At 72.8% G+C, this 22,566-nt stretch carries 19 protein-coding genes and 1 pseudogene; 11 read left to right on the top strand and 9 right to left on the bottom strand.

Annotated features, from left to right (window positions below):
* Window positions 1-143 precede the first annotated feature (143 nt).
* Both ACIG36_RS22050 and ACIG36_RS22045 read left to right on the top strand, forming a co-directional pair.
* Window positions 144-1,502 (top strand): hemolysin family protein, encoded by a 1,359-nt coding sequence (locus ACIG36_RS22050; RefSeq protein WP_399930330.1) that lies wholly within the window; start codon window positions 144-146, stop codon window positions 1,500-1,502.
* Window positions 1,499-2,611 carry a hemolysin family protein gene (locus ACIG36_RS22045; RefSeq protein WP_399930327.1) on the top strand — a complete coding sequence of 371 codons (1,113 nt, stop codon included), beginning with the start codon at window positions 1,499-1,501 and terminating at the stop codon, window positions 2,609-2,611. Before ACIG36_RS22050 ends, ACIG36_RS22045 begins: the two co-directional genes overlap by 4 nt.
* Before the next feature lie 263 nt (window positions 2,612-2,874).
* Here ACIG36_RS22045 and ACIG36_RS22040 read toward each other — a convergent pair whose 3' ends face one another.
* Together ACIG36_RS22040 and ACIG36_RS22035 are read right to left on the bottom strand one after the other, a co-directional pair.
* Entirely contained in the window at window positions 2,875-4,797 is a 1,923-nt protein-coding gene (locus tag ACIG36_RS22040; protein ID WP_399930325.1) for an AAA family ATPase, read from the bottom strand.
* A 522-nt stretch (window positions 4,798-5,319) separates the two neighbouring features.
* Window positions 5,320-5,937 carry a uridine kinase gene (locus tag ACIG36_RS22035; RefSeq protein WP_399930322.1) on the bottom strand — a complete coding sequence of 206 codons (618 nt, stop codon included), beginning with the start codon at window positions 5,935-5,937 and terminating at the stop codon, window positions 5,320-5,322.
* Between the two features lie 226 nt (window positions 5,938-6,163).
* Here ACIG36_RS22035 and ACIG36_RS22030 point away from each other — a divergent pair, with 226 nt between their 5' ends.
* The 3 genes from ACIG36_RS22030 (at window position 6,164) to ACIG36_RS22020 (ending at window position 10,365) form a co-directional block, all read left to right on the top strand.
* Window positions 6,164-7,537 (top strand): peptidase C39 family protein, encoded by a 1,374-nt coding sequence (locus ACIG36_RS22030; protein ID WP_399930319.1) that lies wholly within the window; start codon window positions 6,164-6,166, stop codon window positions 7,535-7,537.
* Window positions 7,538-7,876: 339 nt separating this feature from the next.
* On the top strand, window positions 7,877-8,125 hold the full coding sequence (locus ACIG36_RS22025) for a hypothetical protein (protein WP_399930318.1): 249 nt from the start codon (window positions 7,877-7,879) through the stop codon (window positions 8,123-8,125).
* A gap of 65 nt (window positions 8,126-8,190) precedes the next feature.
* Window positions 8,191-10,365: a putative bifunctional diguanylate cyclase/phosphodiesterase gene (locus tag ACIG36_RS22020; protein WP_399931198.1), complete on the top strand. Its 2,175-nt coding sequence runs from the start codon at window positions 8,191-8,193 to the stop codon at window positions 10,363-10,365.
* A 26-nt stretch (window positions 10,366-10,391) separates the two neighbouring features.
* Here the strand turns inward: ACIG36_RS22020 and ACIG36_RS22015 are convergent.
* Window positions 10,392-10,763 (bottom strand): annotated as a pseudogene (locus ACIG36_RS22015) (DUF779 domain-containing protein); the annotation flags it as partial.
* 151 nt (window positions 10,764-10,914) lie between these two features.
* On the opposite strand from ACIG36_RS22015, the gene ACIG36_RS22010 reads away from it, so the two are divergent.
* The 4 genes from ACIG36_RS22010 (at window position 10,915) to ACIG36_RS21995 (ending at window position 15,063) form a co-directional block, all read left to right on the top strand.
* Complete coding sequence (locus tag ACIG36_RS22010) at window positions 10,915-11,622, top strand: DNA polymerase beta superfamily protein (RefSeq protein WP_399930315.1); 708 nt, start codon at window positions 10,915-10,917, stop codon at window positions 11,620-11,622.
* An 82-nt stretch (window positions 11,623-11,704) separates the two neighbouring features.
* Window positions 11,705-12,316 carry a DUF4291 domain-containing protein gene (locus tag ACIG36_RS22005; protein WP_399930312.1) on the top strand — a complete coding sequence of 204 codons (612 nt, stop codon included), beginning with the start codon at window positions 11,705-11,707 and terminating at the stop codon, window positions 12,314-12,316.
* A gap of 166 nt (window positions 12,317-12,482) precedes the next feature.
* Window positions 12,483-12,857 (top strand): hypothetical protein, encoded by a 375-nt coding sequence (locus tag ACIG36_RS22000; RefSeq protein WP_399930309.1) that lies wholly within the window; start codon window positions 12,483-12,485, stop codon window positions 12,855-12,857.
* Window positions 12,823-15,063 carry a caspase family protein gene (locus ACIG36_RS21995; protein ID WP_399930306.1) on the top strand — a complete coding sequence of 747 codons (2,241 nt, stop codon included), beginning with the start codon at window positions 12,823-12,825 and terminating at the stop codon, window positions 15,061-15,063. The genes ACIG36_RS22000 and ACIG36_RS21995 overlap by 35 nt, the downstream gene beginning before the upstream one ends.
* Before the next feature lie 47 nt (window positions 15,064-15,110).
* On the opposite strand, the gene ACIG36_RS21990 is transcribed toward ACIG36_RS21995, so the two are convergent.
* The 4 genes from ACIG36_RS21990 to ACIG36_RS21975 all read right to left on the bottom strand — a co-directional run bounded on the left by ACIG36_RS21990 (window position 15,111) and on the right by ACIG36_RS21975 (window position 17,839).
* A complete protein-coding gene (locus ACIG36_RS21990) occupies window positions 15,111-15,947 on the bottom strand; it encodes a class F sortase (RefSeq protein ID WP_399930304.1) in 837 nt (278 codons plus the stop codon).
* A 19-nt stretch (window positions 15,948-15,966) separates the two neighbouring features.
* Window positions 15,967-16,701 carry a hypothetical protein gene (locus tag ACIG36_RS21985; RefSeq protein WP_399930301.1) on the bottom strand — a complete coding sequence of 245 codons (735 nt, stop codon included), beginning with the start codon at window positions 16,699-16,701 and terminating at the stop codon, window positions 15,967-15,969.
* Window positions 16,702-16,891: 190 nt separating this feature from the next.
* The gene (locus ACIG36_RS21980) at window positions 16,892-17,293 is read right to left on the bottom strand and encodes a PadR family transcriptional regulator (protein ID WP_399930299.1); all 402 of its coding nucleotides are present in this window, start codon (window positions 17,291-17,293) and stop codon (window positions 16,892-16,894) included.
* A gap of 153 nt (window positions 17,294-17,446) precedes the next feature.
* Complete coding sequence (locus tag ACIG36_RS21975) at window positions 17,447-17,839, bottom strand: DUF5997 family protein (RefSeq protein WP_399930296.1); 393 nt, start codon at window positions 17,837-17,839, stop codon at window positions 17,447-17,449.
* Between the two features lie 58 nt (window positions 17,840-17,897).
* Between ACIG36_RS21975 and ACIG36_RS21970 the strand changes: the two genes are divergently transcribed.
* On the top strand, window positions 17,898-18,713 hold the full coding sequence (locus ACIG36_RS21970) for a LysR family substrate-binding domain-containing protein (protein ID WP_399930293.1): 816 nt from the start codon (window positions 17,898-17,900) through the stop codon (window positions 18,711-18,713).
* Between the two features lie 38 nt (window positions 18,714-18,751).
* Here the strand turns inward: ACIG36_RS21970 and ACIG36_RS21965 are convergent, their stop codons facing one another.
* Window positions 18,752-20,875: a DUF2867 domain-containing protein gene (locus tag ACIG36_RS21965; RefSeq protein WP_399930291.1), complete on the bottom strand. Its 2,124-nt coding sequence runs from the start codon at window positions 20,873-20,875 to the stop codon at window positions 18,752-18,754.
* Window positions 20,872-21,555, bottom strand: coding sequence for a response regulator (locus ACIG36_RS21960; protein ID WP_399930288.1), 684 nt, complete (start codon window positions 21,553-21,555; stop codon window positions 20,872-20,874). Before ACIG36_RS21960 ends, ACIG36_RS21965 begins: the two co-directional genes overlap by 4 nt.
* Before the next feature lie 177 nt (window positions 21,556-21,732).
* On the opposite strand from ACIG36_RS21960, the gene ACIG36_RS21955 reads away from it, so the two are divergent.
* Window positions 21,733-22,164: a hypothetical protein gene (locus tag ACIG36_RS21955; protein WP_399930285.1), complete on the top strand. Its 432-nt coding sequence runs from the start codon at window positions 21,733-21,735 to the stop codon at window positions 22,162-22,164.
* Window positions 22,165-22,566 lie beyond the last annotated feature (402 nt).

Genomic DNA, 22,566 nt, shown 5'->3' with positions numbered 1-22,566 from the left:
GGGTTCCTTGATTACTCTGGTGCCACGGGCACACACGTGCCCCGCCTCGCACCGAGGCACCTGCGGACCAAGGAGTGACTCCCTCCGGCGATGGACGGATCGTCCTGTAGTACCTGCGCCGCCCCCCACAGCGAGGCGGCGTCATGAGCATCACCGTGTCCCTCCTGCTGCTCGCGGCAGCACTGCTCCTCATCCTGGCGAACGGCTTCTTCGTCGCCGCCGAGTTCGGCCTGGTGACCGTCGAGAAGCCGGAGGCCGAACGGGCCGCGGCCGACGGCGACCACCGGGCCCGTACCGTGGTCGCGTCCCTGCGTGAGCTGTCCTTCCAGCTCTCCGGCACCCAACTGGGCATCACCATCACCTCCTTGGTGGTCGGCATGCTCGCCGAGCCCGCGCTCGGCCGGCTGCTCACCACCCCGCTGACCGCCGCCGGGCTGCCGGACGGCGCAGCCCCGGGCGTCGCCGTTGTGACCGGCATGCTGCTGGCCTCCGCCGTGCAGATGGTCGTCGGCGAGCTGGTGCCCAAGAACTGGGCGGTCTCCCGGCCGCTGCAGGTCGCGCGGTTCGTCGCCGGCCCCCAGAGCGTCTTCGCCCACTTCTTCCGGCCCGTCATCACCCTGCTCAACACCGTCGCCAACCGGCTCGTACGGGCCATGGGCGTCGAGCCCGCCGAGGAGCTGGCCTCCGCCCGCACCCCCGGCGAACTCGTCTCCCTCGCCCGCCACTCGGCCCGTGCCGGCGCGCTCGAGCAGGACACGGCCGACCTCTTCGTACGGACCCTCTCGCTCGGCGGGCTGACCGCCCAGCACGTGATGACCCCCCGGGTGAAGGTCAGCGCCCTGCAGTCCACCGCCACCGCGGAGGACGTCCTCAACCTCACCCGTGCCACCGGCCTCTCGCGCTTCCCCGTCTACCGGGAGCGGCTCGACGAGGTGATCGGCATGGTCCACCTCAAGGACGCGCTCGCCGTGCCCGGCCACGAACGGCTGCGCACCCCCGTCGGACGCATCGCCGTGGCCCCCATGCTCGTCCCCGGCACCCTGCCCGTGCAGCCGCTGCTCGAGCAGCTGCGCAGCCGGCAGCCCATAGCCGTGGTCGTCGACGAGTACGGCGGCACGGCCGGCGTCGTCACGCTCGAGGACATCGTCGAGGAGCTCGTCGGCGAGGTGCGCGACGAGCACGACACGGCGGACGCCGGACGCCCGGAGCTGGCCCCCGTGGCCTGCGAGGACGGGCGCCAGGCATGGGAGGCCGACGGCGGCTGCCGGGTCGACGCGCTGCGGCGCATCGGCCTCGAGGCGCCCGACGGCCCGTACGAGACCGTCGCCGGCCTCGTCGCCGGGCTGCTGGGACGCATCCCCGCCCCGGGCGACAGCGCCGAGCTGCCCGGCTGGCGGCTCTCGGTGCGCAGGGTCGGGCACCACCGGGCCGAGCGGGTGCGGATCGTGCGCGCCGGCGTCGCCGCCGGTGCCGCGGCCGAGACGGCGGGGGCCCGCCGGTGAGCGTGCTGCAACTCCTTCTCGCCGTGCTGCTGGTCCTCGCCAACGGCTTCTTCGTGGGCGCCGAATTCGCGCTGGTCTCCGTACGGCGCAGCCAGATCGAACCGAAGGCGGCCGAGGGCTCGGGCCGCGCCCGTACCGTCCTGACCGGTCTGGAGAACCTGCCCCAGATGATGGCGGCGGCACAGTTCGGCATCACCGTCTGCTCGCTGACGCTGGGCGCGGTGGCCGAGCCGACCGTGGCCAAGCTGCTGGAGCCCGTCTTCCACGCGGTGGGACTGCCGCAGGGGCTCATCCACCCGCTGGGCTATGTGATCGCACTGGCCCTCGTGGTCTTCCTGCACCTGGTCATCGGCGAGATGGTGCCGAAGAACCTGGCGATGTCCGCGCCCGACCGGGCGGCGCTGTGGCTCGGGCCCGGCCTGGTGACGTTCGCGCGCCTGTGCCGGCCGGTCACCCGCCTGCTCGGCGCGTGTGCGCACGGCGTGCTGCGGCTCTTCCGCGTCGAGCCCAAGGACGAGGTGGAGGCCGTCTTCACCAGCGAGCAGCTCAACCGGCTGGTCGACGACTCCCGGCAGGCCGGCCTGCTGGAGCCCGAGCAGCAGGAGCGGCTCGAGGACGCCCTGGGCTGGGGCAGCCGCCCGGTCACCGAGGTCCTGCTGGACCCGGCCAGCTTGGTGACGGTCGATCCGTCGGTGACGCCCCGGCAGATCGAGGAGCTGACGGTACGCACCGGCTACTCCCGCTTCCCGATATGCGCCTCCCCGGGCGGGGCCTTCATGGGCTACCTCCACGTCAAGGACGTCCTGGACCTGGAGGAGAGGGAACGGGCGGTGCCGCAGTACGTGTGGCGCCGCGTGGAGACCCTGCGGGCCGAACTGCCGCTGGACGACGCGCTGACGGTGATGCGCAGGGCTGCCGCCCATCTGGCCGCCGTGACGGATGCCTCCGGGCGGGTGCTGGGGCTGGTGGCCCTGGAGGACGTGCTGGAGATGCTGGTCGGCGAGGTCCGGGATCCGGCCCACCGCGAGATCCCGGCCCCGGCCCCGGCGCCGACCCCGACCCCGGAACCGGCCCGGGTACCGGAGGTACGGGAGGCGGTGGCGGGCTGACCCGGGCCCGGCACCGCCGGGCACCTCGCGGTGGGCTGAGCGCCGTCGCGGCGGGGGAGAGGCCCCGGTCCCTCCCCCAGCTACCGCTGGGAGGTGCCCCATTTCACCGTTTCCTGGGGGCAAGCCCCCAGCCCCCCCGGGGGGTCCGGGGGCTTGCCCCCGGTTACGGGAAGGGGCGGGACTGGGGAAGAACCCTCCGCCGCGACGGCGGGTAACCCCCACCGGCGTGGCCGGCGGTGCCCAACCCGCCCCCACCGTGGGGGTCACGGCGCCGGATCCTGCGGATCCCGCGCGTCGCCCTGGCGGCGCCGCGGCGCCCCCCAGCCCGGCCCCGAGAGGATCTCCCCGTACGCCTGCATCAGATCCGGCAGGCGCAGCGTCGCCAGATCGTCGCGCGTCGGCGTACCCGGGTACGCCGACAGCCGCAGGTCCCGGTACGCGCAGCTCTTCTCGTACAGGGTGCGCAGGAAGCGGCCGTTGCCGAGCTCGTCGATCCAGCCCTGCTCGACGACGTGTCCGCTGATGCTGCGCAGTTCCTCCAGTGCCTCCTCGTCCCAGGCGTCGCCGTTCTCCGCGGCCAGGACCTCGCCGATGCTGGTGAGCTCGGCGGGGCGGTAGCTGGGGAAGTCGACCCGGGTGGTGAAGCGGGAGTGCAGCCCGGGGTTGGCGGCCAGGAGGCGGTCCATGCCCTCGGGGTAGCCGGCCAGGATGACCACCAGGCGGTCGCGGTTGTCCTCGGCGCGTTTGAGGAGGACCTGCAGCGCCTCGTCGCCGTAGGCGTCGCCCTTGCTGTAGCCGGAGTTGGAGAGGCTGTAGGCCTCGTCGACGAAGAGCACGCCGCCGAGCGCGGAGTCGATGAGCTCGTTCGCCTTGACGGCCGTCTGCCCCAGGAATTCGCCGACCAGGTCCGCCCGCTGGGCCTCGACCAGGTGGTCGCCGCCCAGCAGTCCGAGGGCATAGAACACCCGGCCGAGGATGCGCGCGACGGTGGTCTTGCCGGTGCCGGAGGGGCCGGAGAAGACGAAGTGACGCTTGGGGGGCTGGACGGGCAGCCCCTGGCCGGCCCGCAGCCGGGCCATGTGCAGCTGCGCGGACAGCGCCCGCACCTGCCGTTTGACGGGCTCGAGGCCCACCATGCGCTCCAGCTCGGCGAGGGCCCTGGTCAGCAGGACCGGGTCCGGGCGGCCGGGCAGCGGCGCGGGGCCGCCCTGGGCGGGGACGCGGAACTTCTCGCGCACCCCGTCGGCCTCGAGCGGGGCGTTGCCCAGCGGCTCGGCGCCGGTCTCGGGGCCGGTGCCGGTGAGGACGTCGAGGGCGTCGGGCACGCCCTGCGGCTCGGGCTCCGCGCCCGGCTCGGGGGGCTCCGGGACTCCGCCGCCGCCCAGCGGGACGGACGCAAGGTCCAGGTGCTCGTCGTCCAGGCCGTCGGCGTCGGCGATGGCGGTCAGCCGGGCGGCGGTGTCCATGAAGGAGGGGTCGACCCGGTGCACGGCCCGGTAGAGGGGGAGCGCCGCGGCGCTGCGGCCGGTGCCCTCGTGGGCGCGGGCGAGCCAGTAGCGCAGCTCCTTGCGCTGCGGCTGTTCGCTGCGGCAGCGCATCAGGGCGGCGGCAAGCAGCGGCTCGGCGTGGCCGTACATCTCCAGCCGGACCCGGGCCATGCCGCCGAAGAGGCCGGCCTCGATGCCCAGCAGCGGGTCCTCGAGCAGTGGCTCGGTGTGCCGTACGAGCTGGTCCCAGTCCTTGACCAGATAGGCCCGGCAGGCGTGCAGGAAGCGCACCTGGGGGTCGGCCTCGACGGGCGGGCAGCCGGCGAGCGCCCGGTCGAGCTCGGGGACGTGGCGGCCGTCCAGCCAGTGCGAGGCATGGGCGAGCAGCAGATCGCGGTTGCTCTCCAGCACCGGCTGTACCCACCAGCCCAGCCAGTACCAGGAGTTCAGCGGGCGCCGGTGGCGGGCCCGTTGTTCGCCGAACCGGTCGCGGTGGCGGTACATGCGCAGCAGCGCGGTGGTGGTCTCGGCGCGCAGCGCGTGCAGGCCGAGCCAGGCGTCCGCCATTCCCGGGTCGGCGCGCACCGCGGACCGGAACTCCTGCTCGGCCTCCGTGTACGCGCCCATGGTGTAGGCGTCGACGGCGCGCAGCCAGGCGAGATCGGCCGGGGCGGGCGGGCCCTGCATGCCGAGATCCATCACGTCCCCCACAAACCTGCCCCCGTAGCGTGCCGTGCCGCCGGGCGAGTGCCTTGGCCGCGCCTTTCCGAACCGCTGTGCTGTGGACGGGAGTTGACCAGTGTTGCCGACTTGCCGGCACACCCCGCGCAGCGGTGCCCGCCGACGGGTGCGCCGTCTCGCATCGTACCTGCGCGATCGGTGTCGGCCGAAGGGTGCGGGGGGCGCGCTTCACGGCATGAACGCGAGCCGGGGGCGGTCGCGAAAGCGACCCGGAGAGCGGTCACCCTGGGTGACGTGGGAGCGGTGGTGTGGTGGGACAAAGCGCCCAAATCGCAGCTCGGAGGGCAGTACGAAGCCCCCGATCACGGGGGAACAACCGGGGGCTTCGCGTCTGCAAGCGGCCTTGGCGGGCCGCACATTGAGAACGTAAGTCCTGTACGCCCCCTGGGTCAAGCGTAGTTGGGGCAGTCGGCGGGGATCGTTCGCAGGCGGCGCGCGCACCGGCGGTGGGTGCTCACGGAGGGTGAGGCGGAGCGTGGATCAGTCGGTTTTCCGGGGCCCCGGAAGCAACTTGTATCCCTCTTTGCACTGCAGTACCAGGAGTTCGGCGTACGGACGGGAGGGGTCGGTAGTGAAATGGGCGCGCTCCGCTCGCTTCCAGCCGTCCCAGAATTCGGTCAGTTCGGGACCGTCGCGGAGTTGACCCCTTTCCCAAGAGCCCTCGTTCGTCAACTCCATCCACAACAGGCACGCCAGATGGGGCCGTACGGCCCGGCGGCCCGCGCCCACGCCCTCCACCAGCACCACCGGCGCCGCCGGCAGCTCGTGCTCCGCTCCGAAGCGCCGCGTCACCCAGTCGTACGCCCGGTACCGCGCCGCCTCACCGCGGGCGAAGGGGGCCAGCACCCACTCCTCGAGCCGCCCGGTCCACTCGAACAGCTCCTCGTGCGTCGCCAGGTCGTCCAGGTGCAGTACGGGCGCGCCGCCCAGGGCCGCCGCCAGGCGCTCGCTGAAGGTGGTCTTCCCCGACCCGGCGTGCCCGTCCACGGCGACGAGCCGCACCGGCCCGACGGACGGCGGCAGCGCCCGCAGCCGCCGGGCCAGCCCGGCGAGCACGCCGGGGCCGGGCGGACCAGGGGGCACGGATCGATCGTTCACCGGACACACCCTAGGCCGTGGCCGCTCCGGGACCGCCCCGCGCACCGCCCGCTCCGAAGGACCACGTATGTGAAGGACCACGTAGGGAAGGACCGCGTATTGGGGGACGCGCCGCGCGGGCATCACTGGCCGTGGACCGCCGCAGCCGCGATAGTGGTCCGGCCGGTATGGACCGGGCCGGTCCGCACCCGCGGCCCCATCCACAGACGACTGGGGGACCACCGTCATGACCAGCAGACCCACGCCCCGCCGAGCCGTGCTCACCGCCGCCCTCGCCGTCGCGGCGGCCGCCTCGCCCTTCGCCTCGGTCACGCCCGCCTTCGCGGGTGCCCCCGGCGGCGGGAGCGACCGCCCCGAGGGCGCCGTCGACCACCGCGCCTGGGCCACCTTCCCGCAGTGGTCCGCCGGCCGCGGCGCCGGCACCCGCGTCCTGGGCGGCACCCGCCCCGGCCTGGTCATCGGCGACCCCATCGGCACCCAGGAGTACCGCGACCCGCACACCCAGAAGACGGCCACCTGGGAGTACGCCACCTGGCTCTCGCCGCTGCGCACCCTGCCCGTCCCCGCGACCGAGGTCGTCGTCTCCTGGAACGCCCGCACCCCGGCCGGCACCTGGCTCCAGACCGAACTGCGCGGCACCTACAGCGACCGCACGCAAACCCCCTGGTACGTGATGGGCCGCTGGACGTCCGGGGACGGGCCCGGCGACATCCGCCGGACCTCCGTCGACGGACAGGGCGACGGCAAGAGCAGCGTCTCCACCGACACCCTCTCCGTCGACAACCCCGCGAGCCGGCTGCGCCTGGTCTCCTACGAGCTCAGGCTCACCCTCCACCGCAGGCCCGGCACCCGCCTGACCCCCACCGTGTGGCGGCTCGGCGCGATGGCCTCCGACATCCCCGACCGCTTCATCGTGCCCGCCTCACGGCCGGGGGAGGGGGCGGGCCACCGGCTGGCCGTGCCGCGCTACTCGCAGGAGATCCACAAGGGTCAGTACCCCGAGTACGACAACGGCGGCGAGGCCTGGTGCAGCCCCACCTCCTCGCAGATGGTCATCGAGTACTGGGGCCGCAGGCCCGGCCCCGAGGACCTCGCCTGGGTCGATCCCGCCTACGCCGACCCCCAGGTGTGCCACGCGGCCCGGCACACCTACGACTACCAGTACAAGGGCTGCGGCAACTGGCCCTTCAACGCCGCCTACGCCGCCACCTACCCCGACCTGCAGTCCGTGGTCACCCGGCTGCGCTCACTGAACGACGCCGAGCGCCTGGTGCGCGCCGGGATCCCCGTCATCACCTCCCAGTCCTTCCTCGCCTCCGAACTCGACGGCGCCGGCTACGGGACGGCGGGTCACCTGATGTGCGTGGTCGGTTTCACCAAGGACGGCGACGTGGTGGCCAACGACCCGGCGAGCCCGTCGAACGCGGCGGTCGAGCGCGTCTACAAGCGCAGGCAGTTCGAGAACATCTGGCTGCGCACCAAGCGGCACAACGCCCAGGGACAGGTGCGGAGCGGCTCGGGAGGCATCTGCTACCTCTACTTCCCCGTGGGCCCGACGACACGTCAGGCGCGGGCGCTCGCCTCGGTCGGGGTGCGCTGAGCGACGGTCCGGGCGGCCGCCGACGGGCCGCCCGGACCCCCGCACGTACCGCACATAGTTCCTCCATGTGATCATTTGCTCCAGTGACCAGAGAAGTGATCAATGGTGTGATCCTTCGTGTGTCCCGGCGCCGGGCGGCCACGGCCTGACCGTCCGGCGGAGGAGATGCATGTCACGCGGTCAGGTGGTTTCGAACCGCGGCGAATGACACACCCGCAGGAGGCGAAGGTGGAGGGGTGGCCGGATGCGGATCGCCCATTTCCGCTTGCCGCTTCCATTCGAACGAACGATCAGTAGCCTCTGCTCAACACCCCTGAGATGAGCTGGAGACACAGTCTGATGGAGCGTCCCACCCGGGCCCCCCAGGGCGTCGAACCGTCCGTGCCGAGCGAGCCGGGCCTGCCGGTCCGGCTGCGGGGGGAAGGACAACGGGGTGTCCGCCGCACGGTCGGTCGCGCGGTCGGTTCCACGGCGCTGACGCGCGCTCAGCACCGCGCGGCCCGCGTCGTCGGCGCGCGCCGGCCGCACACCGCTCCGCCCGACCCGGCCGCGCACGCGGACCCGGCAGGGGTGGGGCGGCAGCCGTGAGCCGAGTGAGCAGTGGCAGAATGCTGCCCGTGAATCAAACCGCCGCCCCGGTTTCGTACACCGCCATGGGATCCACGGGATCCGTCGTGGGGGCCGTCGGACCCGATGCCCGGGACGACCGGCTGCGGCGCTTCGCCGCCATCTGGAGCCGCGCGGTCCATCCGGCCCTCACGGCACCCGCCATGTCACGCGCCGAGTTCGAGCGCTACCTCGTACCGCTCGCCCGCACCCTCAGCGACAGCCTCGGCGCCCGCCCGTTCGACCCCCGTCCCGCCGCCGGCGTCGGCGAGGCCCTGGTCCGGGCGCACTGCACCGACCCCGAGGCCCTGCCCCTGATCCTCGGCGTCATCGACGCCTACCTGGTGCTGTACTGCCCGCCCGACCGGCCCATGCCCGCCGAGGAGAGCCGCGCCCGCTGCTCGCGACTGCAGCACGCCGTGGCCGCCGGCTTCGCCCGCGCCCTGCGCGAGCGCACCGTCACCGAGCAGGAGGCCATCTCCACCGCCGCCCTCGCCGCCCAGGCCGAGACCGAACAGGCCCTGCACCACAGCGACGCCCGCTTCCGCGCGGTCTTCGAGACGGCCGCGGTCGGCGTGGGCATCGCGGACGTCGACGGCCGCATCCTGGACGTCAACCAGGCGGTCCTGCGGATGTTCGGCAACCTGAGCAGCACCCCCACGGGCCGCAACGTCGGCGAACTCGTCCACCCCGACGACTCGCCCGACTTCTGGAACCTCTACCGCGAGCTCGTCCGCGGCGACCGCGACCACTACCGCGTCGAAAAGCCGTACTACCGCAGCGACGGCAGCGTCCTGTGGACCGACCTCTCGGTCGCCCTCCTGCGCGACGCCTCCGGGGAACCCCAGTACCAGCTCGCGCTCATGGAGGACATCACCGAGCGCCGGCACCTGCACGAGCGCCTGCGCTACGAGGCCACCCACGACGCCCTCACCGGCCTGCCCAACCGGACGCTCTTCTTCGAGCGCCTCGACCGCGCGCTGGAGCCACAAGCAGACGGCGTCGCCCGTTTCAGCCTGTGCTACCTCGACATAGACGGCTTCAAGTCCGTCAACGACAGCCTCGGCCACACCGTGGGCGACCAGCTGCTCGTCGCCGTCGCCGAACGGCTGCGCGGCTGCGCCACCGAGCCCGGCGAACTCGTCGCCCGCCTCGGCGGCGACGAGTTCGTGGCCCTGACCACCGGCCCCACCGCCCCCGGCGACGCGACCGCGCTGGCCCGCCGCATGCTGGCCGCCCTCGCCGAACCCGTCACCCTCGACGGCCGTCACCTGTCCGTGCGGGCCAGCATCGGCGTCGTCGACGGGGCGGCCGGCAAGCGCGGCGCGGCCGAGGTGCTGCGCAGCGCCGACATCACCATGTACCGCGCCAAGGCCGCCGGCGGGAACCGCTACGAGCTCGCCGACGCCGACTCCGACGCCCGCGTCATCGCCCGGCACAGCCTCACCAACTGCCTGCCCGCCGCCCTCGACAACGACGAGTTCTTCATCGAGTACCAGCCCCTCGTCCAGCTCGCCGACGGCACGGTGCGCGGCGCCGAGGCGCTGGTGCGCTGGCTGCACCCGGTGCACGGGGTCCTCGGCCCGGACCAGTTCATCCCGCTCGCCGAGAACACCGGGCTGATCGTGCCGCTGGGCCGCTGGGTGCTCGAGGAGGCCGCCCGCCAGGCCCGCTCCTGGCGCTCGGCCGGCACCTACGACGGGCCCCTGCGCGTCAACGTCAACCTCTCGCCCTCCCAGCTGCGCTACCCCGGGCTGGTCGCCGACACCGTCGCCGTCCTCGACAACGCCGGCCTCGACCCCTCCGCGCTGTGCCTGGAGGTCACCGAGAACGCCCTCATCGGCGCCGACGAGGACGAGCTGCGCCCGCTGCGCGAACTCGCCGACCTCGGCGTCGACATCGCCCTGGACGACTTCGGCACCGGCTACTCCAACCTCTCCTACCTGCGCCGGCTGCCGGTCAGCACCCTCAAGCTCGACCGTTCCTTCACCCGCGGCATGCAGCGCGCGCCCGCCGACCCCGTCGACGTGAAGATCGTCGAAGGCATCGTCTCCCTCGCCCACACCCTCGACCTGTCGGTCACGGTCGAGGGCGTGGAAACGGGCACCCAGGCCGCCCACCTGCGTTTACTGGGCTGCGACACCGCCCAGGGCTGGTACTACGCCAGGCCCGGCCCGCCGGAGCGCCTGCACACGCTCTCCCTGGCGGACGCCACGTCCTGACCGTCCCGGCCCTCGAGCACCTGTGCCTCGTGATCCGTCAGCAGCCGCGAGCGGATCAGGAACCGCACGCCCTCGGGGGCCTCGAGCGAGAAACCGCTGCCGCGCCCCGGCACCACATCCACCGTCAGGTGGGTGTGGCGCCACCGCTCGAACTGCTCGGCCGCCATCCAGAACCCGACCGGCTCGCCGACGCCCTCGACGACCAGCTCCGCCAGCAGCACATCCGAGCCGCCCGTACGGAACTCACCGCGCGGATAGCACATGGGCGAGCTGCCGTCGCAGCAGCCACCGGACTGATGGAACATCAGCGGCCCGTGCTTCTCGGTGAGTTCACGGACGAGGCGGGCTGCGGCGGGCGTCAGGGCGATCCGCGACACGTCGGGTAAGGGTGCGTTCATGGACCATCTCTCCTCATCGCGTCTCGAACCGTGTCGAGAGAGGTCAGCCTGCCCCCTGCCGTGGCTGATCGCCAGTGGACGGCCCGCACCACCCGGCACCGGGCGGAAAACCGCTGGTGGCGGGCGCCGCGCGGGACCGAGAATGGCCGCCATGGCACAGCAGTGGGAACACCTGGTCGAGCAGCACTCCATCCTGACCGTGGTCGTGGGGTCGCGCGCGTTCGGGCTGGCGACGGCCGGTTCGGACACCGACCGGCGCGGGGTGTACGTGGCCCCCACCGAGGACCTCTGGCGGCTGGCCAAGCCCCCCACCCATCTGGACGGTCCGCTTCCGGAGCAGTTCAGCTGGGAGGTCGAGCGCTTCTGCGAGCTCGCCCTGAACGCCAACCCCAACCTGCTCGAGGTGCTGCACAGCCCGCTCGTGGAGCACCGGACGCCCCTGGGCGCCGAACTGCTCGAGCTCGCCCCCGCCTTCCTCTCCCGGCGCGCCCACCAGACGTTCGGCCGCTACGCGCAGACGCAGTTCGCCAAGGCGCGGGCCGCCCGGGAGCGGGACGGCGAGCCGCGCTGGAAGCCCGTCGTCCATCTGCTCCGCCTGCTGAGCAGCTGCGGCACCCTGCTCGAGACCGGCACGCTGCGCACCGATGTCGGGGACGACCGGGAGCGGCTGCTGGCGGTGCGCCGCGGGGAGGTGCCCTGGGAGGAGGTCCAGGCCTGGCGCGACCGGCTCGTCGAGCGCCTGGACCGGGCCCTGGAGCACAGCCCGCTGCCCGAACGACCGGACGCCGCGCGCGTGGAGGACTGGCTGGTGTCGGTGCGGCGCCGGGCGCTGCGGGCGGGCGCCGATCCGGTGGCGTGAGCATCCGAGGTGGCGCGCCGCCGGGGCGACGTGCCGATCAATTCGGTGGCGTGAGCAGGGGCGGCGTGCCCATCCTGTGCGGGTGAACGAACCACCCAAGCACGAACCACCCAAGCACCAGATCCGCGCGCTCCACACCGACTCCACCATCACCGTCTACCAGGCCTACGGCCCGCACATCGGCCCGCCCGCCGCCCGCGACGGGCGCTTCCCCGACAGCTGGAAGCGCGACCGGATGACCTGGATCAAGCCCTCGTTCCTGTGGATGATGTACCGCTGCGGCTGGGGCGAGAAGGAGGGGCAGGAGACCGTCCTGGCCGTGGAGATCAGCCGTGAGGGCTTCGAATGGGCCCTGCGGCACTCCTGTCTGTCCCACTACGAGCGCGGTCTGCACCCCGATCGGGCCGCGTGGCAGCGGCGGCTGAAGCGGTCGCCGGCCCGCGTCCAGTGGGATCCCGAACGCGACCTGCGGCTGCGGCCGTTGCCCCACCGCTCGCTCCAACTGGGCCTCTCGGGCGAGGCGGCCCGCCGCTACGCCGACGAATGGACGGTGTCCATCACCGACGTGACGCCGCTGGCGAAGGAGATCCACGGGCACGTCCGCGCGGGCGAGTTGGACAGCGCGTCCCGGCTGCTGCCCCAGGAGCTCCCCTACCCCACGGACGACACGCTCCTGGACCATCTGCGCGCCTGACGGATCGTTACAGCCCGTTGTGCGTATGCCGCTGGAACGCGCCGACGGCTACGCTGAGCGCGCGGTCCCGGCCCTTTCCGGCCATGTACGCCTGCGACCGCTGACCAGGGCAGCGGTGGGGGGATCGGGCGGGTCCGGGTCCCCTCCCGGCTCCGGAGGGGGGAACATGTCCGACCTTGTCGGGATGATGGTGCAGGTGCAGCCCGACCCGGACGGTGACGCGGAAGAACTCGCCGAACTCACCGGGTGGCTCCACACCGAACTGCTGGAACTCGACGTCGAGGCGGTCGAGGCCGTGTCCGGGACGGCGCCCGAGCACTCCAAGGGCCTCGGCGCCCTGCTCGGCTGGCTGGCCGTACAGGTCAGGACGATGGAAGCGCTGCACACGGTCGTGGGCGCGCTGCGCAACTGGGCGCGGCGCAACGACCGTACGGTCGAGGTGAGCATCGACGGGGACACCCTGAAGATCACCGGAGCCACGTCCGAGCAGCAGGAACGGGTCATCGGTGCCTGGCTCGCCCGTCACGCAGCCGGCACCTGAGCTGCCCGCCGAGCGGCGGCTCGCCCTCATCGTGGCCACGTCGCAGTACGCCGACGCGGCCCTGAGCCGCCTGCGCGCTCCCGCGCGCGACGAGGCCGCGCTGCGCGGGGTCCTGTCCGATCCGGACCTCGGCGGATTCGCCGTCGCGTCGCTGATCGACCGGTCGGCCCACGAGATCCGGCTGGCCATGGAGGACTTCCTGACCGACCGGCGTCCGGGCGACCTGGTGGTCGTCTACCTGTCCTGCCACGGACTTCCCGACAGGCGACGCAGGCTGCACTTCGCCGCCACCGACACCCGCAAGGACCGTGTGGCGGCCACAGGCGTGAGCGCACAGTGGCTGTACGAACGGATGGAGGACTGCAGGGCGCGCCGGCAAGTGCTGATCCTGGACTGCTGCTTCAGCGGTTCGTTCGTCAGGGGAGCGAAGGGTGGGGGCGACATCGATCTGGGGTGGCTGCGGGGCAGCGGCCGTGGCCGGGCGGTCCTGACCGCCTCGCGCGGCAACGAGTACTCCTTCGAAGGCGAGCCGACGGCCGGAGGGGAATCGCCGGGGTCGGTGTTCACCAGCGCGCTGGTGGCCGGAATCCGCAGTGGTGCGGCCGACCTCGACCGCGACGGGTTCATCTCCGTGGAGGACGCCTTCGAATACGCCGCGGCACGGGTCCGCGAGAGCGGGGCCGAACAGACGCCGCAGCGCCATGTGGAGGCGGCGGAGGGCAAGATCCTGCTGGCGCGCAGCGCCGCGGGCATCGTGGTGAAGCCCACACCGCTGACGGAGCCGCTGCGGACGGGCCTGGACAGCGCCCTCCCGCACATCCGCAAGGGCGCGGTCACAGAGCTCGGCCACTGGCTCAGGGGTCCCGACCCCGGTCGTGTGCTGGCGGCCCGCCAGTACCTCGAGGGTGTCGCCCGCACCGACATCGCGGAGGTGGCGGGGCACGCCCGCGCACTGCTGGACTCCGTGCCGCCGCCACCCCGCGCCGGCGGCCCCGCGAAGCGGCCGCCGCTGCCCCCGCCGCTGCCGCCGCTCCCGCACCGCTCGGAGCCCTCGCGGCCGGCTTCGCGGTCGTCGCGGTCCTTGCGGGCCTCGCGGTCGTCGCCCTGGGACCGCCGGACGCGGGCGATGGCGCGAGGGCTCGTGGCCACGCTCCTCGCCCTCGCCATGCTCCTCAACCTGACGGCGAGCGGCACCGACCGGCCTCTGACCGGGCACGACCGGGCGATCGCGGGTGTGGCGTTCAGCCCGGACGGAAGGACGATCGCCAGTGCGGGCCTGGACGGCGTGATCCTGCTGTGGAACGCCCGCACCGGCAAGCCCGAACGGGCCCTGGGCGACGCCCTGATGTCGGCCGTCACCAGTGTGGCGTTCAGTCGCGACGGGCGGACGCTGGCCGGCGGCGGCATCAAGGGGATCCATCTGTGGGACCTCGCCACGGGCAGGATCAAGCGCACCCTGGACAAGGAGATCGACGCCGCAAGCGTGGCGTTCAGCCCCGACGGAACGACGCTGGCCGGGGGCGGGGTCGACGGCAAGGTCCGCCTGTGGGACGTCGCCACGGGCGCGCTGGTCCGTACGCTCGCCGACCACGGGGATCCGGTCAGCAGCGTGGCGTTCAGCCCCGGAGGCAAGTTCCTGGCGAGCGCGGGCGGCGCCAGCGGGAGCGCGGCCGGTGCGGGTACGGGCGCGGGTGCGGCTGCCGCGGCCGCGGCTGGTGCGGGCGACGGCCGGAGCGAGGGCGACACCGGGGTACGGCTGTGGAACGCCGCCACCGGTGGCCTGGTCCGTACGCTCACCGGCCATGCCACCAGGGTGCAGGCCATGGCCTTCAGCCGTGACGGGGAAGCCCTGGTGAGCGCGTGCCGGGGCAGCACGGTCTGGCTGTGGGACTCGCTCACCGGGGAGCGGAAGGGCTCGTTCGAGGGTCACTCGAGCAGCGTCAACGGAGTGGCGTTCAGCCCGGACGGGACCGTCCTCGCCAGCGCCGGAGCCGACCGTACGGTGCGCCTGTGGAACCAGCGGCGCGAGACGATCCGCGTCTTCACCAGCCGCTTCGACGCCCTGCTCAGGAGCGTGGCGTTCAGCCCGGACGGCTCGATGCTGGTGAGCGGCGGTGGCCGGCACGGTCTCGGTCTCTTCGCGGGGAGCGGTCACGGGGCGACGGTCGTCGAGCGCTGGAACGTGGCGACGGGCGAGCCGTTGTGAGGGGAGGGGAGGAGAGGGGAGGGGAGGGGCAGCGGGGTGACGTTGTGTCAGGACTGGGCGGTGTCGCGACCGGACCTCTCCGTGGCCTCGCTCTCGGACCCGGATCCGTTGTCGCTGCCGGAGTCGCCGCCGGAACCGGTGCCGCTCTCGTTGCCGCTGTCGGAACCGTTGCTGTTGCTGTTCCCGTTGCTGTTCCCGTTGCCGGGGGAGAAGGTCCCGGGGGCGGCGCGGCCGGTGCCCGTCAGATAGGCGGAGACCACCACGTTGGCCTTGTACTCGCGCTGCGCGCGGTCGTAGTCGCCGCCGCAGGTGATCAGGCGCAGCTCGGCGCGCTTGGTGTCGGCCGGCCCGTAGACCTTGTCGACGTCGAACTTGTCGTTCTCGACGACGGCGATGTTCTCGACGGTGAACTCGGCCGTGGTGCCGTCCGTCCGCACGACGGTGATCTTCGTGCCGCGGCGGATGTTGCTCAGCTCGTAGAAGACGGCGGGCGAGCGCTTGGTGTCCACATGCCCGACGAGGACGGCCGCGCCGGCACTGCCGGGCCGGGGGCCGTCCTGGTACCACGCGACCGCGTTGGGCCGTTCGTACGGGGGCGGCTCGACGCCGCCCAGCTGATCGAGTCCATGGCCCTCGATCGGGGCCTGCAGGCCCATGGCCTTGATGATCAGACCTTGGGGGCCGGCCCCCGGCACCGGTTGGTGTGCCGGGGGCAGGCCGAGCGCGGGAGGGCGGCCTTCGGCGGCGACGTCACCGGTCTTCGGAGCCTTGGCTATCGGCTCCTCGACGGTGTCGTTGCCCACCAGCCACAGGGCCAGCATCAATGCCGCCCAGGCAACCCCTGTCAGCAGGCGGCTGACGCCACCTGTGCGCTTCTCTGACATCACCGCGGTCCGCTCTCTGTTACTGCTTGGCCGCGTTGGCGCGACGGCGGTACCAGATCAGGCCACCAGCGGCGACACCCACCGTCGCGCCCGCGAGGACCATCGCGGCGGTGTCGGTGGACGAGGACTCCGCCGCGGCCACGTTCGCGGTGGCGCCACCGCCCGCGTGGGCGTGGTGGTGAGGCCGACCGTGCTCGTGGTGGTCACGGCCGTGGTCGTCCCTCCCGTGATCGTCCTTCCCGTGGTCGTAGTGCTTGCCGTGGTCGTGGTCCTTGCCGTGGTGGTGGTCGCGACCGTGGTCGTCCTTGTCGTGGTGGTCACGGCCGTGGTCGTCCTTCTTGCCGTGGTCCTTGCCGTGATCGTCGTCGTCCCAGCCGTCGTGCTTGTCACGGCCGTGGTCGTCCTTCTTGCCGTGGTGGTCGCGGCCGTGGTCGTCGTCGTCACAGTCGTCGTCGTGGTCGTGGTGCTTGCGACCGTCGTGGTGGTCGCGGCCGTGGTCGTCGTCGCAGTCGTCGTCCCGGCCGTCGTGACCCTTGTGATGGTCGCGACCGTGGTGCTTGTGGCCCCAGTCGTCGTCACAGTCGTCGTCGTCATGGTGGCCGGTCTTCGGAACCATCTGGGTTCCGGTCTTGACCGGCGACAGGTCGACGTGCGAGGCCTTGGCGGCCGGGTCGTTGAGGGCGTAGGCGGCGGGCGCCGCGCAGACGGCGAAGGCCGTCAGAGTGCCGCAGAAAGCGGTACGGATTGTTTTCACGGGTTGTACCTCCTTGGTTCCGAGGTTCACCCGCCACCCTGCGGGGGGCATCCGCAGAGTATCCGTATTGCTCCATTCGGTAACCGATTGGCTGCGGCCGTCGCGCCCGTACCCCGTCGTCAGGCGATAAATCTGCAGGTCAGAGCCCTGCGACGCCCCTGCAGAACCGCAGCCGCCGCACAACACCCGATCAGGTCAAGGTCTCCCGCAGCCACGCCCGTTCGGCACGGCTCGCGGCACGGGCGACGACGAGCATGCCGCGCCGGTACGGATCCGCCACGTCGGCGGCGCGCAGCGGCCGCTCGCCCTCGTAGAAGAAGCTCGCGGGCCGCTCAAGGAACTCCAGTCGCCGCCACAGCAATTCGGCGCGGCCGTCGCCGGTCAGCGTCAGCAGATGACGCCGAGCGGCCGAGGCACCCGGCTCGCTACGGCGGTCCACCAGACCGGACTTGACCAGCCGGTCGATCGCCGGATAGAGACTGCCGTCACTGACCGGCCGACTGTGCCCGGACAACTGCGCGATGCGCCGCCTGAGTTGATAGCCGTGCAGTGGCCCCTCGGCCAGGAATCCCAGGATCGTGAGCTCCAGCATGCCGCGTCTTCGACGACATCCACCTGGGCCTGGACCGGCCGCGCGCCTGGGCCACCTCGCGCACGCCGACACCGCCTGGCGCCGGCCGTACATCACCAGGAGCGCAGGCGGGGCAGGGGCGGTGGCAGTGATCGGGAACGGGGGCAGGTGGCCCTAGCGGGGCTGGTCCGCGGACTTCGCCTGCTTTTCCTTGATGCGCGCCGCTTCCTTGCGGACCTCGGCCTGGGTGGCGCGCTCCTTCTGGAGCCACTCGGGAAGATCCCGCTTCAGCGCGTCGATCTGCTCGGTGGTGAGGGCTTCGGTGATGCCGCCGCGCGCGAGACCCGCGATGGAGATGCCGAGCTTCGCCGCGACCACCGGCCGGGGGTGCGGGCCGTTGCGCCGCAGGTCCTGCAGCCACTGGGGCGGATCGGCCTGCAGCGCGTTCAGCTCGGTGCGTGAGACGACACCCTCCCGGAACTCGGCGGGGGTGGCCTCGAGGTACACACCCAGCTTCTTCGCCGCGGTCGCGGGCTTCATTGTCTGGGTGCTCTGGTGCGACGTCATGCTGTCAAGGGTATCGAGCATGTGCGCTACCTCCGACCACGCCCGGTAGCCTTGTGGAGTGACAGGCTCGGAAGAATCCCCCTCGTTCCGGCTCGCGTACGTCCCGGGAGTGACGCCCACGAAGTGGGTGCGGATCTGGAACGAGCGGCTGCCCGACGTGCCCCTGACCCTCGTCGGGGTCTCCGCCGCGGAGGCGTGCGACGTCCTGCGGGGCGGCGACGCGGACGCGGGTTTCCTGCGGCTGCCGGTCGACCGTACGGATCTCAGCGCGATCCCCCTCTACACCGAGGCGACCGTCGTCGTGATCCCGAAGGACCACGTCGTGGCGGCCGTCGACGAGGTGTCCACCGCGGATCTCGCCGACGACATCGTGCTGCACCCCCTCGACGACACCCTCGATTGGGAGCGCCCGCCGGGACGGCCCGCGTTCGAGCGGCCGGCCACGACGGCGGACGCCATCGAGCTGGTGGCCGCGGGAGTGGGGCTGCTGGTCGTCCCGCAGTCGCTCGCCCGCCTGTACCACCGCAAGGACCTCACGTACCGGCCGGTCACGGACGCCCCGCAGTCGCGCGTCGCGCTGTCGTGGCCCGAGGAGAAGACCACCGACATGGTGGAGGACTTCATCGGGATCGTCCGCGGCCGTACGGTCAACAGCTCGCGGGGCCGTCGCCCGGCCGACGCCGCCCAGGCGCAGCCGAAGGCCAAGCGCCCGGACGCGGCGGGCAGCACCCGGCGCAAGCCCGCGACCGGGAAGACGGCGGGCAAGACGGCAGGCAAGGGTCCGCGGAGTGGTTCCGGTGGTGGCCCCAAGGCCGGCAAGGGTGGAAAGGGCGGCAGGGGCGGCACCGGCGGCAAGCCGCGCCGCCGGTCGTAACCCCGTCCTGGCGCGGCCCGCCGGCCGTCGCGAGGCGGTCAGCCCGCGCTCCGCGCGGCGGCGCCCGCCTGCCACTGGCGGCCGATTCCTCGCAGCAGCGCCGGATACACCCCGAGGTACCGGAAGGGCTTGATGCCCGCCATGTACACGGCGCCGAGCAGTCCGTTCGGTTTCACCAGGACGGTCATCCGGCCGCGGTAGCGGCCGGCCCCGTCCGGAACCCAGCCGATGTGCATCAGCATGTGCACCGTCCGGTTGGCGCTCTCCGCCACCCACTCGTCGTGGGTGAGGAAGACGGACGTGAACGGAGTCGTGCGGAGGTCGGGCCCCCGCTCACCCTCGCGGAGGTCCGCTGGCAACCGGTCCCGCAGCGTCGCGACCCGGGTGCCGACGCCGGCGTCGGGCTTGTCCCAGCCGAGCAGCTTGCCGAGCTTCCACCGGACCGCGAAGAGCAGGCGCGGCACGGGGGAGTCGAGGTGGTCGGGATTGTCGTCCGCGAACTGGCGCACCAGCCACCGGAGGTCGTCCGGGCCGCCCGGTGTGGGCAGCGCCCAGACGTCCTCGACGCGGAAATCGCCGGCGATCTCGTGGATGCGCCAGGGGCGGGAGGTGTGCGCGGTCCTGGGCAGTCTCATGGCAGGTCCCCCATCCGTACGGTCTATACGGTGCCGTACAGATCGAAGGGTAGGCCCGTCTGTACGGGGCCGTATAGACGGCGTGGGTGTGAGAGGGGACACGAGATCGCCTTCGCCCCTGACCGGCGCCGTGGGGAGCACGACGGCGAACCGAGCCCCCCGCGGACTGTCGACGACCTTCAGCGTGCCGTGGTGGGCGCCCGCGATCCGGTGGGCGATGGCCAGGCCCAGGCCGGTGCCACCGGTGTCGCGGGTGCGGGCGTCGTCGAGCCGGGTGAAGCGTTCGAAGACACGGTGCCGATCGGCCGGCGGGATCCCCGGCCCGTCGTCCTGGACGTACAGGACCGCCCGGCGGCCGGCCGCGTCGTGAGCCAGACGCACCTCGATCGCACGGGCCGCGTGCCGCTCGGCGTTGTCCAGCAGGTTGCCGAGGAGACGGGTGAGGAGGGCGTGGTGGCCGTGCAGGGGGACCGGTCCGGCGGTGATGGCCTCCACGCGGAGCGTCAGGTGTCCGGGCATCCGGCGGCGTCCGGTCTCCTCGCGGACCAGGGCGGTGAGGTCCAGGGCGCGGCCGCCGGGCAGTCCGGGGGAGCCGGACGCGTCGAGGCGGGCGAGCAGCAGCAGGTCGGTGGTGAGGTCCTGCAGGCGCCGGGTGTCGCCGAGGGCTCCGGCGACGACGTCCGGCCAGTCGGCCCGGTCCGGGTGGGCGAGGGCGATCTCCAGCTCCGCGCGCAGTGCCGCGAGGGGGCTGCGCAGTTCGTGGGAGGCGTCGGCGACGAACCGGCGCTGCTGGTCGACGCCGGCCTCCAGACGGTCGAGGGTGGCGTTCATCGTCCGGGCGAGCCGCGCGACTTCGTCGTCGGTGCCCGGCACCGGAACCCGCTGGTCCAGGTGATGGGCGGTGAGGTCGGCGAAGCGGCTGCGGATGGCCTCGACCGGGCGCAGCGCGCGCCCGGCCACCCACCAGGTGGCGCCCGCCACCAGAACGGTGATCGCGGCCACCGTGCCGATCAGCGCCCGCACCGTGGCGTTCAGGCGTGCCTGCTCGTACCGCAGGCGGCTGGAGACCACCAGCATCGGATCGTCCGGGGTGTCGCCCCGGGGGATGAAGTACTGCACGGCAGGGGTCCTGCCGGCGGGGTCGGTCCAGGGCCACAGGGACAGGGCCTCGGCGCTCCCCTTCCGTATCCGGCGCTCGGTGCCCGGCCCGAGCACCCGCGGGAACGATCTGCCCAGGGCACCCTCCAGCGTGTCGACGCGGACCTCCAGCCGCGGATCGTCGCGCAGCCGTGCGGGGATCCGGGCCGGGTCCGCGGAGATCGCCCTGCTCTCGTCGCCCTCGGCGAGGTGCGCGGTCATCCTGGCATGGTCGGCGGCCTCGCTGAACAGGTAGCCGCGGATGGTCACCGCGGCGCCCAGGCCCGCGGCACCCAGGGACACCAGGGCCACGAGCACGGCCACCAGGGTCAGCCGCCCGCGCATCGAGACGGGCAGCCACCCGGCCGGCCGCCGGCGCTGCCGCTTCACCGGCGGGCGTCCTCGACGGCCAGCCGGTAACCCACCCCGCGCACGGTGTGGATGGTGCGCCGCCCGAACGGAGCGTCGATCTTGCGGCGCAGGGCGCTGACGTACACCTCCACGATGTTCACGTCGCCCTCGAAGGCGGCGTCCCAGACGTGTTCGAGCACCTCGTGCTTGGCGACGACCTCGCCGGTGCGCAGGGCGAGGTATTCCAGCACCGCGAACTCCCGGGCGGTGAGGGTGATGTCGACCGGGCCGCGCCGGCATCTTCGGTGGCCGGGGTCGACGTGCAGGTCACCGATCCGTACCGGCACCGGCCGTTCCGGACGGCCACGGCGGATCAGCGCCCGCAGGCGGGCGACGAGCGTGACGTAGGAGAAGGGCTTGGTGACGTAGTCATCGGCTCCCGTGTCCAGCCCCTCGGCCTCGTCGTACTCGCCGTCCTTGGCCGTGAGCATGAGCACCGGTGTCCAGATCCCGGCCTCGCGCAGGCGGGCACACACCCGGTAGCCGTTGAGCCCCGGCAGCATCACGTCCAGCACGATCGCGTCGTGCTGCCCCTCGCGGGCCAGGTGCAACCCCTCGCGCCCGTCGTGCGCGAGCTCCACGGCGAATCCCTCTGCGGCCAGCCCCCTGCGCAGCAACTCCGCCAGCCGTCGGTCGTCGTCCACCACGAGTATGCGCATGCGCTCAGACTGTCCCGTCCGGGCGCCGACCTGAAGATCAATTCAGGTTGTTTCAGCGTGACTTCAGCAGTCCGCTGACAGCATCCCTCTCGGTCGCCCGGCCCGCTTCCCCAGACGGCCGGGCGGCCCACACAGACCGTCGCACGATGCGACCGACGTCAGACGAGGGAGTTCCCCATGACCTTCCCCAGCGCCATCCTCCGCCGTTCGGCCCTCGCGGCCACGACCCTGGCCCTGGCCGGCGCCGCACTGACCGGCGTGGCCTCGGCCCCCGCCCAGGCCGCGACGCCCCAGGCTGCGGGCTACTGCCACGTGGGCGGTGGCCTCGGCGGCGACTACATCTGTGAGTACGGCGAGGCCTGGATGACGTACCCGGAGGGCAACCGGCAGGTGTTCGTCATCGGTACGGACTTCGCGGTCTGGACACGCTGGCAGTACGCGGGCGGCGGCTGGAGCGACTGGAACTCGTTCGGCGGCAAGCTCCGCAGCGGTGTCCGGATAGACGGCAACAACACCTGGACCCCGACCATCTCGGCCGTCGGCGACGACGGCGAACGCTGGTACCGCCACCGCCTGAGCAGCGGCAGCTGGACCGGCTGGCAGCGCTGACCCACCCCACCCGGGCGGAGCCGTACGGCTGTTGCGGTACGGCCCCGCCTCGGGTGGAGGCGCGCCGGGCGGTTGCGGTTCGGCGCTCTTCGTCTCCTGGCGGCACACCGGTGGCACCCACGCCGACCAGGGGAAGCGGCAGTTGGTGCGGCCTTCTGGCAGGGCCGGTCCGGATATGGTCCGGATCTCGGTGCGTGCGGTGCTCGGCGACAGCGGTGATCTTGCTGGTGAAGCCGCCGCGCGAGCGGCCCAGGCCCTCGCCTCCCGCACCACCTCCGCCGGCCGGCCGACGAGGCTCTGCCACGGACTTTCGTCCTGGCGTTCCAGCGTCTCGTCCCCCTTTGAGTCGGCAAGGGCCGGCGGCGGGTCGGTGCGGGCGCCGACCCCGTGGATGGCCGAGCA

It is taken from the genome of Streptomyces sp. NPDC053048, from assembly GCF_044547045.1.
Lineage (GTDB): Bacteria > Actinomycetota > Actinomycetes > Streptomycetales > Streptomycetaceae > Streptomyces.
The sequence above is the reverse complement of the archived record's forward strand: the minus strand, read 5'-3'. Positions and strand labels throughout refer to the sequence as shown.

What these genes read in the sequence shown, in the direction of transcription:
- ACIG36_RS22050 (WP_399930330.1), top strand. Translation starts at nt 144, where the DNA reads ATGAGCATCACCGTGTCCCTCCTGCTGCTCGCGGCAGCACTGCTCCTC.
- ACIG36_RS22040 (WP_399930325.1), bottom strand. Translation starts at nt 4,797, where the DNA reads ATGGATCTCGGCATGCAGGGCCCGCCCGCCCCGGCCGATCTCGCCTGG.
- ACIG36_RS22030 (WP_399930319.1), top strand. Translation starts at nt 6,164, where the DNA reads ATGACCAGCAGACCCACGCCCCGCCGAGCCGTGCTCACCGCCGCCCTC.
- ACIG36_RS22025 (WP_399930318.1), top strand. Translation starts at nt 7,877, where the DNA reads ATGGAGCGTCCCACCCGGGCCCCCCAGGGCGTCGAACCGTCCGTGCCG.
- ACIG36_RS22020 (WP_399931198.1), top strand. Translation starts at nt 8,191, where the DNA reads ATGGGATCCACGGGATCCGTCGTGGGGGCCGTCGGACCCGATGCCCGG.
- ACIG36_RS22010 (WP_399930315.1), top strand. Translation starts at nt 10,915, where the DNA reads ATGGCACAGCAGTGGGAACACCTGGTCGAGCAGCACTCCATCCTGACC.
- ACIG36_RS22000 (WP_399930309.1), top strand. Translation starts at nt 12,483, where the DNA reads ATGTCCGACCTTGTCGGGATGATGGTGCAGGTGCAGCCCGACCCGGAC.
- ACIG36_RS21990 (WP_399930304.1), bottom strand. Translation starts at nt 15,947, where the DNA reads ATGTCAGAGAAGCGCACAGGTGGCGTCAGCCGCCTGCTGACAGGGGTT.
- ACIG36_RS21980 (WP_399930299.1), bottom strand. Translation starts at nt 17,293, where the DNA reads ATGCTGGAGCTCACGATCCTGGGATTCCTGGCCGAGGGGCCACTGCAC.
- ACIG36_RS21975 (WP_399930296.1), bottom strand. Translation starts at nt 17,839, where the DNA reads ATGACGTCGCACCAGAGCACCCAGACAATGAAGCCCGCGACCGCGGCG.
- ACIG36_RS21960 (WP_399930288.1), bottom strand. Translation starts at nt 21,555, where the DNA reads ATGCGCATACTCGTGGTGGACGACGACCGACGGCTGGCGGAGTTGCTG.
- ACIG36_RS21955 (WP_399930285.1), top strand. Translation starts at nt 21,733, where the DNA reads ATGACCTTCCCCAGCGCCATCCTCCGCCGTTCGGCCCTCGCGGCCACG.